This window comes from Inhella sp. (assembly GCF_027532025.1).
In the GTDB taxonomy this organism is placed as follows: Bacteria; Pseudomonadota; Gammaproteobacteria; order Burkholderiales; family Burkholderiaceae_C; genus Inhella.
Map to the genome: position 1 here is coordinate 1 of NZ_JAPZSY010000021.1, position 16,744 is coordinate 16,744.

A 16,744-nucleotide genomic window follows, 5' to 3' on the forward strand; every position below is an offset into this window, starting at 1 on the left:
GTCGCACGAGATCCGCACGCCGCTGGCCGCCCTCAGTGGCTTTGTGGAGAGCTTGACCGTCTTGCGCCTGGAAGGCAGCGAGCGCGAGCGGGTCTTGGAGTTGATGCGGCAGCAATCGCAGCGCATGCAGGCCCTGGTGGACGATTTGCTCACCTTGGCGCGGTTGGAGGGCAGCCCACGCCCCAACCCCGACGACTGGTTCTCGTTGGACGATCTCATCGGGCGAGTCATGGCCGAAGTGGCGTCCCTGTCGGCAGGGCGACACCAGTGGCACTGGCCGGAGCCCACCGGCCTGGAGTGCTCGGGCGTGGAGTCCGAGGCGCACAGCGCCCTGGCCAATCTGCTCAGCAACGCCGTTCGCTACACGCCGGAGCGGGGGCAAATCGCCTTGGGCGTCCAGCGCCTGAGCGATGGGGGTGTGGCCCTGCACGTGAGCGACACCGGCGCTGGCATCGCGACCGAACACTTGCCGCGCTTGACCGAGCGCTTCTACCGCGTGGATGGCAGTCGCTCGCGTGCCACCGGAGGCACGGGCCTTGGGCTCTCCATCGTCAAGCACGTGTGCCAGCGCCACGGGGGCGAACTTCGCATCGAGAGCGAGCTCGGCGTTGGCTCGGTCTTCACCTTGGTCTGGCCGGCCCTGCGGGTTCGTGGCGGTGAGCACGCCGCGTCCGACTTGCTGGGCGCTGAGTCAGCCTTGGTGTCCTGGGCTCCGCTCGGTCGCGAGCGCTGACCTCGGCCGCAGGCGCAGCACCCAGTAGCGGGTGTCCCGCTCGGTGGGGCGCTCCACGACGCCCGCGGTTTCCCAGCCGGGTGGGGTGGGGGGCGTGGTGCCCCGGGGCATGGGTTGCACGACCCAGTCGCAGCGCCAAGCCGCCTCGCCAGCGCGGACCTTCCACCCGCCTTGGGCCTCCAGCGTGGCGTGCAACGACCGGGCCCCTCTCGGGACGCCCACACAGCCGGCTTGCGGAGGAATGAGTGTTTGCACCCGTTGCAACAGCACCTGGTTGCTGCGCCCGAGGTTCAGCGGTTGCAGCCACAGGGTCATGGCCAGCACCCAAGCCAGCACCACGCCCCCAGCGGGCAGCGCCAAGCTGCGCCACAGCGCCGCCCGTTGGCGGCTGGTGCGCCATCGCACCAGAGCCAGCCAAGCCAGGGTGGCCGCCAGTGCCAGCAGCAGGTTCAGGGGCTCAAAGCTGACGACCAGATCGGGCGCCAAGCGCTGCAAGTTGGCCGCCAGCCGAGGCGGCCAGGCGGTTTGCAGCGCCAAGTAGTAGGCCCAAATGAACACCGCCGCCAGCGTGAAGAAGAACAGTGAAAACCAGTCGACCATCGCGCTCCAGCCTCGTTCGAGGGTTGGCAGCGCCAACGCAGCCAACACGGCCAGGGCGGGCAAGGCCAGCAGCATCGCGCGGTCGCTGCCCCCCATGCCCAAGGCCACGCCGAGGGTCACCAGAGCCTGCCCAAGCGGCACCGCCACATGGCGGCGCGCGACGAAACCGCGCCAGCGCCACAGCGTCCACAGCGCCAGGGGCAAAGTGGGCCAAGTGAACCACGCCAGTTGGCGCAGGAGGCTGCTGGCGTCGATCTGGGCGGGAGCCACCAAGCGCCAACTCCAGGCCTGGGTGGCACTGGCCAGCGCCGCCACGACCCCGCAGCCCACCAGCAGGCCGATGCGCAGGCGGCGCGCGCCGTCAAAACGAGAGAAATGCGCAATCACGCCACCAGCCACGCCCAACAGCAAGGCCAGCACGGGGGCGCCCGAGAGGGCCAGCAGGGCCAGGGCTGCCACCACCGCTGCTTGAGACCGGCCAGGCCGGTAAGGCGCGCTGGCCAAGCCGTACATCCACAAGCTCACGCCGAGGAGTTGCACCACGTCCGACGTGGCCTCGTGCCCCAATTGCATCAGGCCGAGCGTTGCCATCAGGGCCAGCAAGGCCGCATCGGCCAGGGCCCGCGCGTAGTTCACGGCATCGGCTTCGCCACCGAAGGCGAAGGGGGCGGGCTGGGCGGCCTCGGTGCGCGCCAGGTGAAAGGTGGCGTACCACACCAGCGCGAACACGGCGGCCAACACCAACACGAACGGCAGCCGGGATGCCAGCACCGGATCCAGCCAGGGCAGCGCCCGGATGGCCGAGGCCCCCAGCCAATAGGGCAGCAGGGCGCCGTCCTCTGGGAGCAACCCCGCCAACAGCGGTTGGAGCCACGTCGCGTCACCGCGCGCCAAGGCGGCCATGTGGCCGTAGGCGGCCAAATCGGCGTGTCGCCAAGCGTCGCGCAGCCACTGGCCGGGCAACAAGTAGGCGAGGCAAAGAATCAGCAGCACCCATCGCGGCAGGGCGCGTGCGCCGGCTTCACTGACCAGGGCGGGGGTGGGGCGGCTCATGAGGGACAGATGATGGCCACAAAAAAGCAGCCCGCAGGCTGCTTTTTTGGGGGAAGAAACCCGAGTCCTGCGGACGCGGCCTTACTTCTTGAGGTGGGCGAACTTGTTGCGGAACTTCTCGACGCGACCGCCCAGGTTGTCCACGCTCTTTTGCGTCCCGGTGTAGAACGGGTGCGTTTCGCTGGTCGTTTCCAGCTTCACCAGCGGCAATTCGCGGCCGTCGTCCATCTTGGTGGTTTCTTTCGTTTGCACCGTCGAGCGGGTGACGAACTTGAAGCCGTTGGACAGGTCCACGAAGCAGACTTCGCGGTAGTTGGGGTGGATGCCTTGTTTCATGGAGAACCTCGGGGATGGCTTGGGTAGCCGCTGCGCAGCAGCTGCGCAGTACTTGCCCAGGACGGGTCGGGAAAGCCCGCGAGTATAGCAGCACGGCGTGGGCCGACGCCCACTGCGACATCAACCGCCTTTGCGCATCAGGTCGAAGAAGTCGTGGTTGTTCTTCGTGGCCTTCATCTTTTCCAGCAGGAACTCCATCGCCTCGATTTCGTCCATGGGGTAGAGCAGTTTGCGCAGGATCCAGCTCTTTTGCAGGATTTCCGGCTTGAGCAGCAACTCCTCGCGCCGCGTGCCGCTCCTGTTGATCAGGATCGAGGGGTAGACGCGCTTTTCGGCCATGCGGCGGTCCAGGTGGATCTCGCAGTTGCCGGTGCCCTTGAATTCTTCGTAAATCACCTCGTCCATCTTGGAGCCGGTGTCGATCAGGGCGGTGCCGATGATGGTGAGCGAGCCGCCTTCTTCCACGTTGCGCGCGGCGCCGAAGAAGCGCTTGGGGCGTTGCAGCGCGTTGGCATCCACGCCGCCCGTGAGCACCTTGCCGGAACTGGGCAGCACGTTGTTGTAGGCACGGGCCAGTCGGGTGATGGAGTCCAGCAGGATGACGACGTCCTTCTTCAACTCCACCAGGCGCTTGGCGCGTTCGATGACCATTTCGGCCACCTGAACGTGGCGCGCGGCCGGCTCGTCGAAGGTGGAACTGACGACTTCGCCACGCACGGTGCGCAGCATTTCAGTGACTTCTTCGGGGCGCTCGTCCACCAGCAGCACGATGAGGTGGGCTTCGGGGTGGTTGGCGGTGATGGCGTGCGCGAGCTGCTGCATCATCATCGTTTTGCCCGTCTTGGGCTGAGCCACGAGCAGTGCGCGCTGGCCTTTGCCGATGGGGGCGATGAGGTCGATGATGCGGCCGGTGATGTTGCCGTCGCCCTTGAGGCCTTCGCGTTCGAGTTTGAACTGCTCGTTCGGGAACAGCGGCGTCAGGTTCTCGAACATGATCTTGGCCTTGCTCTCCTCCGGAGACAGGCCGTTGACGCGGTCCACCTTGACCAGCGCGAAGTAGCGCTCGCCGTCTTTGGGCACGCGCACCTCGCCTTCGACCATGTCGCCCGTGTGCAGGTTGAAACGACGCACTTGGCTTGGGCTCAAGTAGATGTCGTCGGTGCTGGCCATGTAGCTGGTGTCGGGGGCGCGCAGGAAGCCGAAGCCATCGGGCAGCACTTCCAGCACGCCGTCGCCGAAGACCTGTTCGCCCGCCTTGGCGCGCTTTTTCATGATGGCGAACATCAACTCCTGCTTGCGCAGGCGGCTGGCGTTCTCGATCTCCAGCTCCTCGCCCATCTTGATCAGGGCGGAGATGTGCAGGGCTTTGAGTTCGGAAAGGTGCATGAGGGGTCAGCCGGCTCCTGCGGGGCGCGCGCGGGGTGGCGGCTGCGCAAGACTGGGTGCTGGTGGGGGAGGGGAAGACCGCTGCGCACCGGTTCGGTGCTGTCGAGCGGGAGGCTGGGCCCCGAGGACCGGGGACCAGCACATGGGCAGTTTACAGGTTGGCGTCGAGGAACTGCTGCAATTGCGCTTTGGACAGCGCGCCCACCTTGGTGGCCGCCAACTGGCCGTTCTTGAACAGCATCAGCGTGGGTATGCCGCGAATGCCGAACTTGGCCGGCACCTCGCGGTTTTCGTCGACGTTCATCTTGGCGATTTGCAGCTTGCCCTGGTTGCTGGCGGCCACCTCGTCCAACACGGGGGCGATCATCTTGCAGGGGCCGCACCACTCGGCCCAGTAGTCCACCAGCACGGGCGTGCTGGATTGGAGAACGTCGGCCTCGAAACTGGCGTCCGACACGTGCTTGATCAACTCGCTGCTCATGGGCATTCCTTGCGGGCTTGGGGTGAGCGGGTGGGTCATCGACACCACCGGCCAGGCGAAAAAAGCGCCCCGCAACACAGGGCAGAATCATTCTGACACAAGGGGGATGGCGGGCAATGAGGGAGGTCAAGAGCGAGGCGCCGGTCCGCTGGGCGTGGCCGCCGGGGGCCGGCGTGGAATCGGCATGGCAAGCCCTGGCTGGTGAGGTGCTCGGTTGGCTGGAGGCCCAAGACCTGCCGGCCCGCGACGCGATCGTTTTGCTGCCCTTTGCTCAGCATTTGGCCTTGGCGCGACGGGCCTTCGCCGCCCATGGGCCCTGGCCACCCCGGCTGGAGACCACGCGCAGCTTGGCGTCGGCCCTCGGCCCGGCATCCCTGCCCCTTGGCGAGCAGATGACCGGCGACGCTGCCTTGGATGCTTTGCAAGCCGCCGCGCTGGTGGCGCGGCACACGCCGGGCGCGGCCGATCCTCGGCTCCAACGCCTGCAAGCCGCCCAAGTGCTGGAGTTGGCGCAGGCCTTGCAGCGCGCGGCGCACGCGCAAGCGCCCCACGCACGAGCGGCTTTTTGGGCCCGAGTGGATGCGCAGTGGGCCGGCGGGGCGACCGACGAGCCCGAGTCGCACCTGGCGCGAGCGGCAGCACAGTGGGCCCGCCTGGGTCCGACCCCGGCGACCGATGCCCTGTGGCAACTGCGGCCCCGCGCCTGGGTGCTGATCGAGGTGGGTCAACCCGACCCTCTGGCCCGCGCACTGCTGGCCGACAGCGGATTGCCTTGCCTGCACTGGATGGTGGATGCCGGCGATGCGTCCGAAGCCCGCGGTGCCGACTGGCGGGTCCAGACCCTGCCCGAGGCTGCAGAGCTGGCGACCGCGGCTGCGGCCCAGGTGCTGCGCTTGCTGGAAGACGAGCGCGGGCCCGTGCTGGTGCCGGCGGTCGATCGAGCCCTTGTGCGGCAGGTGCTGGCCGTGTTGGCCCCCCACAGCTTGAACATTCAAGATGAAACGGGGGTGAGCTTTGCCACGCAGGGTCCGGCCGCGGCCCTTCGCCACCTGGTTCGCGGCGCGATCGACGGGGTCTTGGACGATGCGTTGGCCTGGGCCAAGAGCCCCCTGTCGCCCCTGACCGAGACGGCGCAGGGCGAGGTGGATGCCTTGGAGCGCTGGGCCCGGCGACACCGATGCACGGCGTGGCGGGGCAGCCCGCCCGAAGGCGCTCCCACCAACGCTTGGTTGGCGTTGACGCAGGCGGCGTTGCCTTTGAGCCGCGGCGCCGCGCGCCGACCGCTGTCGGTCTGGATCCTGGCCCTGAAGCAGGTGCTGCAGAACAGCCAGGCCTTGGACGCCAGTCGCTGGCCCGAGGCTTGGCAGCCCACGTGGCGCGCCTTGCTGGAGGCGCTTTGGATTGGGCGGCAGCCTTGGCCTGGCAGTGCAGCCGCCCGTCGGCTGGAGCAGCCCCTGCGGGGCGCCGAGTGGTTGGCGTGGGTTGATGCGGCCTTGCAGGCGGCGGTGCCAGCGCCGGAGCGCCGCGGGCCGGTTCATGTGGTGGTCACGCCGCTGAATCGCGCCATGCTCAGACCGTTTGGGGCCGTGGTTTTGGCCGGCGCCGACGCGGGGCGTTGGGCCTTGGGGCGGGGGTCGCCTGCGCTGGTCTCGCCGGCGGTGGCGTCTGCTTTGGGTCTGCCCACCAAAGATGCGGCCCAGGCTTTGCAATGGCAGGCTTTGTTGCACCTGGCCCGCTTGCCGCACGGGGTTTGCCTGCATGCGAGGCACCAAGACGGTGTCGATCTCGAGTGGGCGCCCGCCCTGCAGCGCTTGCGGGCGCAAAGCGCGCCTTGGCGTGCGGCCGATGAAGCCCGGGTGGCGGTTTCCGTGTCCCCCCAGCCGTGCGGGCGGGCCGAGGTGGCCCTGCCGGGCTGGTTGCCCACGCGCTGGTCGGCCAGCCAAGTGGCCGCCTTGCGCGAATGCCCGTATCAGTTCTTTGCTCGGGTTCGTCTGGGCTTGGACGAGTCCCCCGAGCTGGACCGAGACCCCGATGCGCGCGATTGGGGGCGCTGGCTGCACGCCGTGCTCGAACGGGCGCATGCGCTCGGCGATGTCGACGCCCAGTGGGACACGGCCTGTCAGCAGGTGCTGGAGACCGAGGGCGTGCCGCCCGACGAGCGTTGGCCGTTTCTGGCTTTGCTGCAGCGCTGGGGGCCGGCGTACCAAGTCTGGTGGCAGAAGGAGGCGGCCCAAGGCCGTATGCCGGCGGCGAGCGAAGCTGCGCTGGCGGGCGAGGTGTGGGCCGACGACCCTCTGCTGGGGCGGGTGGCCTGGGTGGGTCGCGCCGACCGCATCGACGTGCTGGGCAACGCCAGCCGGCAGTTGCTCGACTTCAAAACCAGCTCGGTCGATCGCCTGCGTGATCGTGCCGCTCAAGACCCGCAGCTGCCGTTCTACGCCGCGTTGCTGGCGCATCTGGACCAGCCGGTGGCGCAGGCCGCTTACCTGGGGTACGAGCACCGAACGCGCGGCCTGAAGTTGGTGCCCAGCCGGCCTTTGCCCCATGCCGCCGAGCAGTTGCGAGATGGGTTGGCCACCGACTTGCGGCAGTTGCACGCCGGCCAGCCCTTGCCTGCTTTGGGGGAGGGTCAGGCTTGCGAGCATTGTGTTGCCCGGGGCCTGTGCCGCCGCGACGACTGGAGCGCCCCATGAGCGCGGAGCTCGCTTACCGCATCGACGGGCGCACGGTGCCTGTGGAGGACTTCTACGCGCTGGCCTGCGACCCCGCCCGGTCGGTGGTCGTCGAGGCCTGCGCCGGCGCTGGCAAGACCTGGATGCTGGTGTCGCGGCTGTTGCGCGCGTTGGTGGATGGGGTCCCCCCCGAGCACATCGTGGCCATCACCTTCACCCGCAAGGCCGCGGCAGAGATGCGGCAGCGCCTGTCGTCCTTGCTCGATCAACTGGCCGATGCGGCGCTGCCCGAGCGCGAGCAAGCGTTGCGCGAGCGGGGCGTGCCCCTGACTCGGTTGGCCGAGCAAGCGGCCGAGTTGCCCGCGCTGGCCCAGCGCTTGCGGGCGGCCAGCGACGGGGTGGCCATCCACACTTTCCACGCCTGGTTCGCCCAGTTGCTGCGGTCGGCACCCGCGTCGACCCTGGACGCCCTGGGCCTGTCGCCAGAGATGCAACTCTTGGACGACGACAGCTTGCTGCAACGCCCGCTGTGGCGCCGATTCCATGGGGCGCTGACGGCCGATGAGACGCTGCAGCGCGATTACCTCCGCCTGGCCCATCGCCTGGGGCGCGCGGCGTTGGACGGTTGGCTGGCCGCGGCCTGGCAGCGACGCGCGGAGATCCAGCGGGCGGGGCCGGCTTGGCTGGATGCCGTGCCCGCGCCGGAGCCACTGCGCGACGGGCAGGACGCGGCCGAACTGGTCGATGCCCTGCACGGCGAGTTGATCGATTTGGCCCGGGAGCTCGGCCGTCAACAGGGCAGCAAGGCCCAAAGAGCCGGCAGCAACTTGGAGCAAGCTTTGGGGCGGCCCAGCGCCGTCGAGCGCTTCCAGGCTGCGTGGTCCGCGTTGTTCACCAAAACGGGCACGCCCTTGCACTTGGGCGCTTGCGACGTGCACCGGCCGATGTGCGAACGGCTGGTGAACATCCAGCAAGCCCGCGACCAGCAGGACGCACGGCGCGACCACCAAGCGATGTGCCGCTTGAGCACGGCCTTGTTGTCCGCTTGGCGCCAGCTCAAGCGCGAGCGTGGGCTGGTGGACATGGCCGACCTCGAGCAGGGCGCATGCGCGCTGCTGGCACAAACCGACGCGGCGGCTTGGTTGCAACAGCGGCTGGACTTGCGCGTGCGCGTGCTGCTCATCGACGAGTTTCAAGACACGAGCCCCGTGCAGTGGCAGGCCCTGTCGGGCTGGCTGTCCAGCTACGTCGGTGCCAGCGCCGCCTCGCCTGCGGTGTTCTTGGTGGGCGACCCGAAACAAAGCATCTACCGCTTCCGCCGGGCCGAGCCGAAAGTGTTTGCCCAGGCGCAGCACTTTGTGGTGCAGGGCTTGGGTGGGGCCTTGCTGGATTGCGACCACACCCGCCGCAATGGGCCGGCCGTTCGGCATCTGGTGAATGCCTGCTTTCATGCTCTTGAGCACGCAGGGCAGTACACAGGCTTTCGAACGCACACGGGGCCGGACGACCGGCCCGCATGGGCCGGCGTCTGGGCCTTGGACGCCCCGACCGCGCAGGTGCAGTCCCAGGTGGGCGAGGCCGGGCCCCAAGCCCATGAGGCCGACGAGGCTGACGAGGCCAACCAGGCTGATGAGGCTGACGTTTGGCGCCCCAGCTTGACCGAGCCGCGTCGCGAGGCGGAGGTGGCGAAGCGCCAGCCTGAGGTGGATCGGGTGGCAACCTTGCTGGCGCAGTTGATCGCCGACGGCGCAGCCGCCAGCAGCATCATGGTGCTGGCGCGCAAGCGCGAGGGGCTGGACCTGCTGGCGGCGACCTTGCGTCGGCAGGGCATCCCCTTCGAAGCCACCGAGGCGCAAGCGCTGCTGGCCGTGCCGGCGGTGGCCGATTTGGTGGCCGTGTTGGACGCGCTGGCCTCGCCTTCGCAACACCTGTCGCTGGCCCAGGCGCTGCGCAGCGCGCTGTTTGACGCCACGTCGGACGACTTGCTGGCCCTGGCCGATGCGGCACAGGCCGCGCCACCCAGGAATTGGGTGCAAGCCCTGTGCAACGCCGATTGGTCCGCACACCCCGCTTTGGCCCGGGCTCAGGGCTTGTGGCGGTCTTGGCGGGTCGACGGCCTGAGCACGCCCCCGCTCGAGACCCTGCACCGCGTGCTGCACGAAACCGATTTCCGCGCCCGTCTGAGCGCTCGTTTGCCGGCGTGCGAGGCCCAGGGGCAACTGGCGGCGGTGGATGCCTTGCTGTCGCAAGCGTTGGCACTGCGGTCGGGTCAGTTTTGGTCGCTTTATGGCTTCGTGCGCGCACTGCGCGAACGCAACGCCAGCTGGCAGCGCCCTCTGGTGGGGCAGGGGGTGCGCCTGCTCACGGTGCATGGCGCCAAGGGCTTGGAGGCCGATACCGTGGTCTTGCTCGATGCGGACCCAGCACCGTCCCCGTCGCAGCGTCTCACCGTGCTGGTGGATTGGCCGGTGGAGCGACCGCAGCCCCGGCGTGTGGCCTTCGTGGCCAGCGAGGCCTCGCCGCCGCCGCTGTTGGCGCCGTTGATGACCGAGGAGTTGGCCCAGCGTGCCCGCGAAGAGCGCAACGCGTTGTACGTGGCGCTGACCCGGGCGCGCCACCGGTTGATCGTCAGCCGCACGCGGTACACACGTCGCGCTGAGGGCAGTTGGTGGCAGGCTTTGGGCATGGACGATGCGCCCGCTTGGCCCTGGTCAGAGCGGCCCGCAACGGTTGGGTCTGCGACGCCCCACGCCGTTTGGCGCTTGCCCGCATGGTGTCCACCCACCATCGCGGGCGTCGCCGACGTCCAAACCGCAGCGCAAGACCCCGATGCCGCGGCCCTGGGTCAAGCTTTGCACCGGGTGCTGGAATGGCTGACCCAACCGACGACGCGCCACGAAGCCCCCGAACGCGGGCCCGCGTGCGCGGCGGCCGCCCAGATGCATGGGCTGGACGCCGACGCCGCTCGCCGACTTGCGCAGGCGGTGGACGCCGTGCTGGACAGCGACTGCTTGCGCCCATTCCTGGGGACCGAGCCGCTGCTGTGGGCCGGCAACGAGGTGGCGCTGTGGCACGAGGGCCGCGACCAGCGTCTGGATCGTCTCGTTCAGCGCCCAGCCCAAGGCGCCGAACCTGCGACATGGTGGGTGCTGGACTACAAGCTGTCGCTCGATCCCCTGAGCCAGCCCCAGTACGTTGAACAGATGGCGCGCTACGTGGAGGCGGTGCAAGCGCTGCAGCCTGATGCGCCCGTTCGGGGAGCCTTCATCAGCGCGGATGGCCGTCTGCATCCAGCGGTCTAGAATACCGGGCTTGGTCGTCGGGGTGTAGCGCAGTCTGGTAGCGCATCTGCTTTGGGAGCAGAGGGTCGGAGGTTCGAATCCTCTCGCCCCGACCAACCGCCCAACCTTTGCCATTTCTGGCCCCTGCACGAGGACCCACAAGGTCCTCGTTTTGCATTTCAGGGCCTCGAATGATCAGCGTTTACCCCAGTACGAGGATGGCATGGCCCTTTTGCACCTGACCGACGAACAAGTCGCCACCTGGAGCCGCGAGCAGAAAGACCGCTGGTGGCTGGAGAACGTTTACCGCGGCGACATGGCCCAGCTGACGCTGCGCTCTGCACTGACGGGCTTCTTGCTGGGAGGCATCTTGTCGGCGACGGGCCTGTACATCGGGGCCAAAACCGGCATCGGCGTTGGCGTCGGATTGACCTCGGTGATCTTGGCCTTCGCCTTGTTCCGTGCACTGGCCAACAGCGGCATGGTCAAAGACTTCACCATCCTGGAAAACAACTGCACGCAGTCGATCGCGACCGCCTCGGGCTATGTCGTCAATCCGTTGTATTCGAGTTTGGCGGCGGTGATGGTGGTGACCGGCACCATCATCCCCTGGTGGCAGTTGATGATCTGGCTGTTCGTGGTGTCCTTGATCGGCGTGATGCTGGCTTTCCCGTTGAAGCGCAAGTTCATCAACGACGACCAAGCGCCTTTCCCCGAGGGACGGGCCTGCGGCGTCGTGCTCGACTCGCTCTACAACGGTGATGCGGGCGACGGGATGTTCAAGGCCCGCTTGCTGGGTTGGGTCGCGGCCGGGGCTGCCGTGTACCAGGCGTTGGTGAGCACCGGCTGGATGAAGCTGATCCAATTCAAGGTCTTGATGCTCGACCAATGGGCGGGCGTCAAGCAGGCGTGGCACTTCCGGGAGCGCCTGGACGAGTACTACTACATGTGGGCGATCAAGGCCGATGGCTGGATCCCCACCATTTTGGGCACCGATGTGCGTCAGTTGGGGTTCCGTCTGACCCTGGATGTCGCCATGATCGGCGTTGGTGGGTTGATGGGCATCGCCGTGGCCACCAGTTGTTTGGTGGGCGCTATCGTGAACTTCGGTGTGTTGGCGCCGTTGATGATCCAAATGGGCGACATCGTGCCTCGCACGGCCGCAGACGGCAGCGTCATCCCCATCAACCGCTCCGAAATCGTCAACCAATGGTCGCTCTGGTGGGGCGTCACGATGATGGTGGTGGGAGCGCTGGTCGGTCTGATTGCCAAGCCTGAAATATTCAAAGGCATCTTCAAACGGGGCGCCAAGAAGGTTCAGGCAGGCACCGACGTCCTTGCGCACATCGAAGTGCCCCTGTGGGTCAGTTATGTGGGCGTACCCGTCACCAGCTTGCTTGGCGCTTGGGTCACACACGTGTTTTTCGGCGTTCCGTTTTGGATTGCGTTGGTGTCGCTGCCCCTGATCTTCGTGCTCACGATCATCGGCACCAACTCGGTCGCGCTGACCTCTTGGGTGCCGACGGGCTCGATGGCCAAAATCACGCAATTCACCATGGGCGCGATCGACCGCGCCAACCCCGCGAGCAACTTGTTGCCCGCGGCCATGACGTCAGAGATCGCCAGCAACACCGCCCACCTGCTGTCCGACATCAAACCGGGCTACATGCTGGGCGGAAAGCCCCGGCATCAAGCCATCGGTCACGTCATTGGCAACGTGGCCGGCATCGCCTGCTGCGTGCCTTTGTTCTTCCTGCTGTTCCTCCCGACCGACAGCCAGGGCGTGCGCAGCACCGCCACCATCTTCACCGACCAGTTCGCCATGCCTGCTGCGTTGCAATGGAAGGGTGTGGCCGATCTGATTGCCAATGGCCTGTCCAAGCTGCCGGCGTCGGCCATCATCAGCATGATCGTGGCCGCCATCGTGGCGGTGGTGATCGAGTTGTTGCGAGTGAAGTTCAAAGGCAAGTTCGGCCTGTCGGCCGTTGCCATTGGCCTGGGTGTGGTGCTCCCGCCCGAGTACACCTTCACGATGTGGGTGGGTGCTTTGTTGTTCTGGCTGATGGCTCGCAAGCACAAGGCCAAAGGGACCCCAGGCCATCGCGTTTGGGTGGAAGGTTTGGAGCCGATTTGCGCAGGCCTCATCGCCGGAGCGGCCCTGATGGGCATCGGCAACGCGGTGTTGAACGTGCTCTTGGCCTGACAATTGAACCCGGACTACCGACCGGTGGTCCGGTTCTCCGTTTGACAGGCTGGCGGTAGCTCAACTGGATAGAGCAGCTGCCTTCTAAGCAGCAGGTCGGGGGTTCGAGTCCCTCCCGCCGGGCCACCGTCAACGCATCGCCGCCATCATCGCTTGCTGGCTCTCAGGTCGAGGACAGACTTGGGAGCCTGCCGGCTTGGTCGGGGCGGTCCGCATTCGACGAAGTTTTGACCCCGTGGGCCCCGGCCGGGACTAGACTGCGGCGGTCGTGGTCATGGATGGTGCCGCTTCCCATGGTTCTCAAACAGGTCAAGCATTGGATGAAGCTGCGCAGCAACGCTGCCCTTTGGAAACCCCTTATGGAATGGGTCGCCAAGCGCGGCGGGCAGTTCCAGCTTGAAGAAGAGGCGGGCGCCGAGGGCTTCAGCATCGTGGAGCCTGCCAACCCCTTGGGGTCTTTGTTGGTGGAGTGGGGAACGCCCCAGCGAGACTATGTGCAGGGCGCTGAGCTGCGCTTGCGTTGGGAGTTGAAGCTCAATCCCGATTTGCAGGTGATGGTGCTGGAGCGAAGCCTGATGGACCGCTTGGAAGGCTTGGTGTTCGAGGCGTACACCGACACGCTGCAAACCCGTGTGGACACCGACATCCCGGAGGAGATGCGTTGGCTGGTCATGTTCCCTCGGCTAGAACAGTGGTCGGGCAAAGTGGTGAAGGCGCGCTTCGGCGCCTTGGGGGCCACGGCCGAGATGATCGAGGCTTGGCTGTCCGGTGGGCTCTCGGATGTGCTGACGCTGGCCAGCCAGGATGTGATTCCGTCTGGACATCCGTTCGTGATGTTGACGCAGCGAGGCAATTTGTACTTGCGCCTGCAAATGCCAGAGCCGGATCTCGCGGTTTTGCAGGCAGTGCTCAAGGTGGCGGAAGTCGCGGCCAAGGAGGCTCAGTCGCTGAGCAAGCGGGTGACCGAGCCGGTCTGGGTCAACCCATCGACGCTGTTTCCACCGACGGCACCTCCGAGCCAAACGGGCCGTTGATCAAAGCCCGTGGTTGGTGCCGTCGCTGCCCATCGCGCGCGTCAAAAGCGGGGCGCTGAAGCGATCGGAGAGCAGGCCGGCGAAGGCGGTGACATGGTGTCGCAGATAGACGCCACGCTTGAAGGCCACCCGCGCCACATTGCGCCCAAAGAGATGGCCCAACGGCCGTGCCACGAGGTCGGCTTGTGGGCTTTCGTCGCGCATGGCCATCTCGGCCACCAGGCCCACGCCGAAGCCTGCGCGAACGTAGGTCTTGATCACATCGGCATCGATGGCTTCGAGCACGACACGCGGGCTCAGGTTCCGAGCGGCAAAGGCGCGGTCGATGCGCGTACGACCGGTGAAGGCCGGGTGGTAGCTGATCAGCGGGTGCTCGGCCAAGTGTGCGAGGTCGAGGGTGTCCATGTCGGCCAGTGGGTGGTCCCGGGGCATCACGGCCACATGCTGCCACTCGTACCAGGGCAGTGAGATCAGCTCATCGAACTCGTCCAGGGATTCGGTCGCCAGCCCCATGACGGCGGCTTCCTCCAGGACCATTTGCGCCACTTGTCGCGGGTTGCCTTGGTGCAGGCTGATTTGCAGCTTCGGGAACTGCCGACGCAACTGCCCCAGAGGAGCGGGCAGGACGTAGCGCGCCTGGGTGTGCGTGGTGGCGATGGACAGGGTGCCATCGTCTTGCCGGGAGTACTCTTCGCCGATGCGACGCAGATTGGCCACTTCCCGCAAGATCAGGTCGATGCTGCGCAGGACGAGCTGGCCGGGCTCGGTGATGCGACGCAAGCGTTTGCCGTGGCGCGAAAAGATGTCCACGCCGAGTTCTTCTTCCAACTCCAAGATGGCTTTGGACACGCCAGGTTGCGACGTGTGCAGGGCCTTGGCCGTTTCGGTCAGGTTCAGGCCTCGGCGGGCGGCTTCCGCCACGAAGCGGAACTGTTGCAGGTTCATGACCCTGACCCTTCCACAGCAGCCAGGCAAACCTGGGCCATGGCGTCCACCATGCCGGGTTGTTGCCCCAAGGCGGCGTGCAGCGTGATGTGCAGGCCCCATCGTGCGCGCGCCTCGTCGAGCAGCGGCGGAACGTCACGCAACACGTGGCCGCTGCCCCCCAAGAACAAGGGGAATACCTCCACGTCGCGCGCGCCCGTGGTCGCTATGTCGGCCAGGCAGGTTGGCAGGTCGGGAGGCATCAATTCCAGGAAGGCCAGTTTCACGGTCCAGTCGGGCCGCGACCGCGCCAAGCGGTCGGCCAATTGTTCGAAGGGCGCTGCCCACGCGGGGTTGCGCGCGCCGTGGGCCAGGAGCACGAGGGCTCGTTTCATCGGTACCTCACCAGCCAAGCAAAAGCCGTCATGGACAAGCCGAGGTAAAGCAAGCTCGGGGCTGCCGCCACGGCCCAGGGCGTCCAGTTCTGCAGCAGACCCACATGGCCCAGCAGGTTGTTGAGCAGCACGAAACTGATCCCGAGCATGATGCCGCCGAACACCCTCGCACTGATACCGCCGCCACGGGCGTGCAGGTAGGCGAATGGCAGCGCCAGCGCCATCATCACGAAGCAGGCGAAGGGGTAGAGCGCTTTGCGCCAGAACTGGATTTCGTAGCGCTGGGCAGACTGCTCTTGCGCGGCCAGGTGTCGGGTGTAGGTGAACAGCTCGGCCGTGGACATGTCGGTGGCGCGCAAGAGAGCGGCTGACACGACATTGCGGGTGAGCCGGCTTTGCCATGTCAGCAAAGGCAGGCGCTCGTCGGTCACGGGCTGCGCCGCGTCGGCCACGGGCCATCGCTGCCGGCGCACGTCCTGCAGCAGCCATTGGCCCTCGGTGCTCACGTGCCCGCTGGCGGCTTCCCAGCGCTCCAGCAGGCGGTTTTGCGCGTCGAACTCGAACACCCGAACGCGCTCCACGCGGCCATCCAAGGTGGCACCGGCCACGCTCACGGTGTAGAGCCTCTCGCTGCCGTCGCTCAGTTGTTGGCGATCTTTCAGCCACGCGCCCCCCGCCCTCTGCAAGAGCCCTTGGCTGCCAGCGGCTCGCAGCCGTTGTCCCCATTGGTCGGCCATCGGCGCCAACCAGTCTCCCGTCAGGAAAGTGAGGGCGGCAAAGGCAGCCGCCAATGCGCTGAGCAGGCTCAACGCCCGACCAGGGCCCAAACCGCCCGTCCGCAAGATGGTGAATTCGCTGGACTGCGCCAGGCGGGCGAGGGCCATCGTTGTGCCGATGAGCACCGCGATGGGGAACACCTCGTAGAACTGACTTGGGAGGTCAGTCACCGCCAGCAGGGCCGCGCGAGCTGCACTCGCACCCTCGCGAAGTCGCTCCAGTTCTTCCACAAAGCCGATGAAGAAGAACAAGGCCATGAAGGCCAATGCCACGAACATCACCGTGCCAACGATGTCTCGGTACAGCAAGCGGCGCACGGTCTTCAAGTGGTCGCCCTCCGCCATGGCCGCATGAGCCGGATCGCCTCGTCTCGCCAAGCCATCAAGGTCAAACCCAAGAGGAAGGCCGGACCGTGCAACACCAACAATGCGCTGCTGACGTCCAGCCTGCCTCGCCCGACCCAACTCTGAGACAAGTTGATGAGGTTGTAGTACACGACGAACGTCAGCAGGGCAACGAGCAAGCCCCAGCTGTTGGGCCGGCGCGGGTTGGTCGCGGCCAAGCCCAGGCCCAGCAGCGCTAAATTGACCGTGCCGAGCACCATCCCCAGGCGCCAGGTCAACTCGCCCCGGTGACGTGGCAGCTCAGACTGCCAGAGCGTCCAGGTGTCGGTGGCCTTGGGGGGCAATTCGTCAAGGCTGCGTGCGACCTGCCGGTCGGCCAGCACCCGATAACGCTCGAAGCGAGCCAGTGTGCTGACGGCGCTGCCTGGGGTGCTGTCGGTGCGTTGCCCTTGCTCCAGCACCAGGTATCGGTCGCCCTCGTCCCAGACGATCTGCCCACCGGCTGCCGTGGTCACCGCTTCGCTG

Annotated in this window: 13 protein-coding genes and 2 tRNA genes; 7 read left to right on the forward strand and 8 right to left on the reverse strand. The window is 66.9% G+C overall.

Annotation, left to right across the window (positions count from 1 at the left end; all coding sequences use genetic code 11):
- Positions 1 to 733 (forward strand): ATP-binding protein (locus O9335_RS04295; RefSeq protein WP_298384055.1); only part of this gene is annotated, 733 nt, incomplete at its 5' end.
- Here the strand turns inward: O9335_RS04295 and O9335_RS04300 are convergent.
- The 4 genes from O9335_RS04300 to trxA form a co-directional block, all read right to left on the reverse strand.
- The gene (locus tag O9335_RS04300; protein WP_298384057.1) at positions 692 to 2,386 is read right to left on the reverse strand and encodes a hypothetical protein; all 1,695 of its coding nucleotides are present in this window, start codon (positions 2,384 to 2,386) and stop codon (positions 692 to 694) included. The two genes, O9335_RS04295 and O9335_RS04300, sit on opposite strands and share 42 nt — an antisense overlap.
- Positions 2,387 to 2,467: 81 nt before the next feature.
- Entirely contained in the window at positions 2,468 to 2,722 is a 255-nt protein-coding gene (locus tag O9335_RS04305) for a type B 50S ribosomal protein L31 (protein WP_298384060.1), read from the reverse strand.
- Positions 2,723 to 2,842: 120 nt separating this feature from the next.
- Positions 2,843 to 4,108 carry a transcription termination factor Rho gene (rho, locus tag O9335_RS04310; RefSeq protein ID WP_298384063.1) on the reverse strand — a complete coding sequence of 422 codons (1,266 nt, stop codon included), beginning with the start codon at positions 4,106 to 4,108 and terminating at the stop codon, positions 2,843 to 2,845.
- 151 nt (positions 4,109 to 4,259) lie between these two features.
- Positions 4,260 to 4,589, reverse strand: a complete 330-nt coding sequence (trxA, locus tag O9335_RS04315; protein ID WP_298384065.1) for a thioredoxin TrxA — start codon at positions 4,587 to 4,589, stop codon at positions 4,260 to 4,262.
- A 116-nt stretch (positions 4,590 to 4,705) separates the two neighbouring features.
- On the opposite strand from trxA, the gene O9335_RS04320 reads away from it, so the two are divergent.
- From O9335_RS04320 to O9335_RS04345, 6 genes are all read left to right on the forward strand, one after another.
- Positions 4,706 to 7,282: a PD-(D/E)XK nuclease family protein gene (locus tag O9335_RS04320; protein WP_298384067.1), complete on the forward strand. Its 2,577-nt coding sequence runs from the start codon at positions 4,706 to 4,708 to the stop codon at positions 7,280 to 7,282.
- Positions 7,279 to 10,563 carry an exodeoxyribonuclease V subunit beta gene (locus O9335_RS04325; RefSeq protein WP_298384070.1) on the forward strand — a complete coding sequence of 1,095 codons (3,285 nt, stop codon included), beginning with the start codon at positions 7,279 to 7,281 and terminating at the stop codon, positions 10,561 to 10,563. Before O9335_RS04320 ends, O9335_RS04325 begins: the two co-directional genes overlap by 4 nt.
- Positions 10,564 to 10,581: 18 nt before the next feature.
- Positions 10,582 to 10,658, forward strand: a tRNA-Pro gene (locus tag O9335_RS04330).
- Positions 10,659 to 10,765: 107 nt separating this feature from the next.
- Entirely contained in the window at positions 10,766 to 12,745 is a 1,980-nt protein-coding gene (locus tag O9335_RS04335; protein WP_298384073.1) for an OPT family oligopeptide transporter, read from the forward strand.
- A 49-nt stretch (positions 12,746 to 12,794) separates the two neighbouring features.
- Positions 12,795 to 12,871, forward strand: a tRNA-Arg gene (locus O9335_RS04340).
- Between the two features lie 233 nt (positions 12,872 to 13,104).
- The gene (locus O9335_RS04345) at positions 13,105 to 13,779 is read left to right on the forward strand and encodes a hypothetical protein (protein ID WP_298384076.1); all 675 of its coding nucleotides are present in this window, start codon (positions 13,105 to 13,107) and stop codon (positions 13,777 to 13,779) included.
- Here the strand turns inward: O9335_RS04345 and O9335_RS04350 are convergent, their stop codons facing one another.
- The 4 genes from O9335_RS04350 to O9335_RS04365 form a co-directional block, all read right to left on the reverse strand.
- Positions 13,780 to 14,724, reverse strand: a complete 945-nt coding sequence (locus tag O9335_RS04350; protein WP_298384079.1) for a CysB family HTH-type transcriptional regulator — start codon at positions 14,722 to 14,724, stop codon at positions 13,780 to 13,782. It lies immediately after the preceding gene.
- Positions 14,721 to 15,098 carry a CbiX/SirB N-terminal domain-containing protein gene (locus tag O9335_RS04355; RefSeq protein WP_298384082.1) on the reverse strand — a complete coding sequence of 126 codons (378 nt, stop codon included), beginning with the start codon at positions 15,096 to 15,098 and terminating at the stop codon, positions 14,721 to 14,723. The genes O9335_RS04350 and O9335_RS04355 overlap by 4 nt, the downstream gene beginning before the upstream one ends.
- Positions 15,095 to 16,219: an LPS export ABC transporter permease LptG gene (gene lptG / locus O9335_RS04360; RefSeq protein ID WP_367185399.1), complete on the reverse strand. Its 1,125-nt coding sequence runs from the start codon at positions 16,217 to 16,219 to the stop codon at positions 15,095 to 15,097. The genes O9335_RS04355 and lptG overlap by 4 nt, the downstream gene beginning before the upstream one ends.
- Positions 16,198 to 16,744 (reverse strand): LptF/LptG family permease (locus O9335_RS04365; RefSeq protein WP_298384085.1); only part of this gene is annotated, 547 nt, incomplete at its 5' end. The genes O9335_RS04365 and lptG, both read right to left, overlap by 22 nt.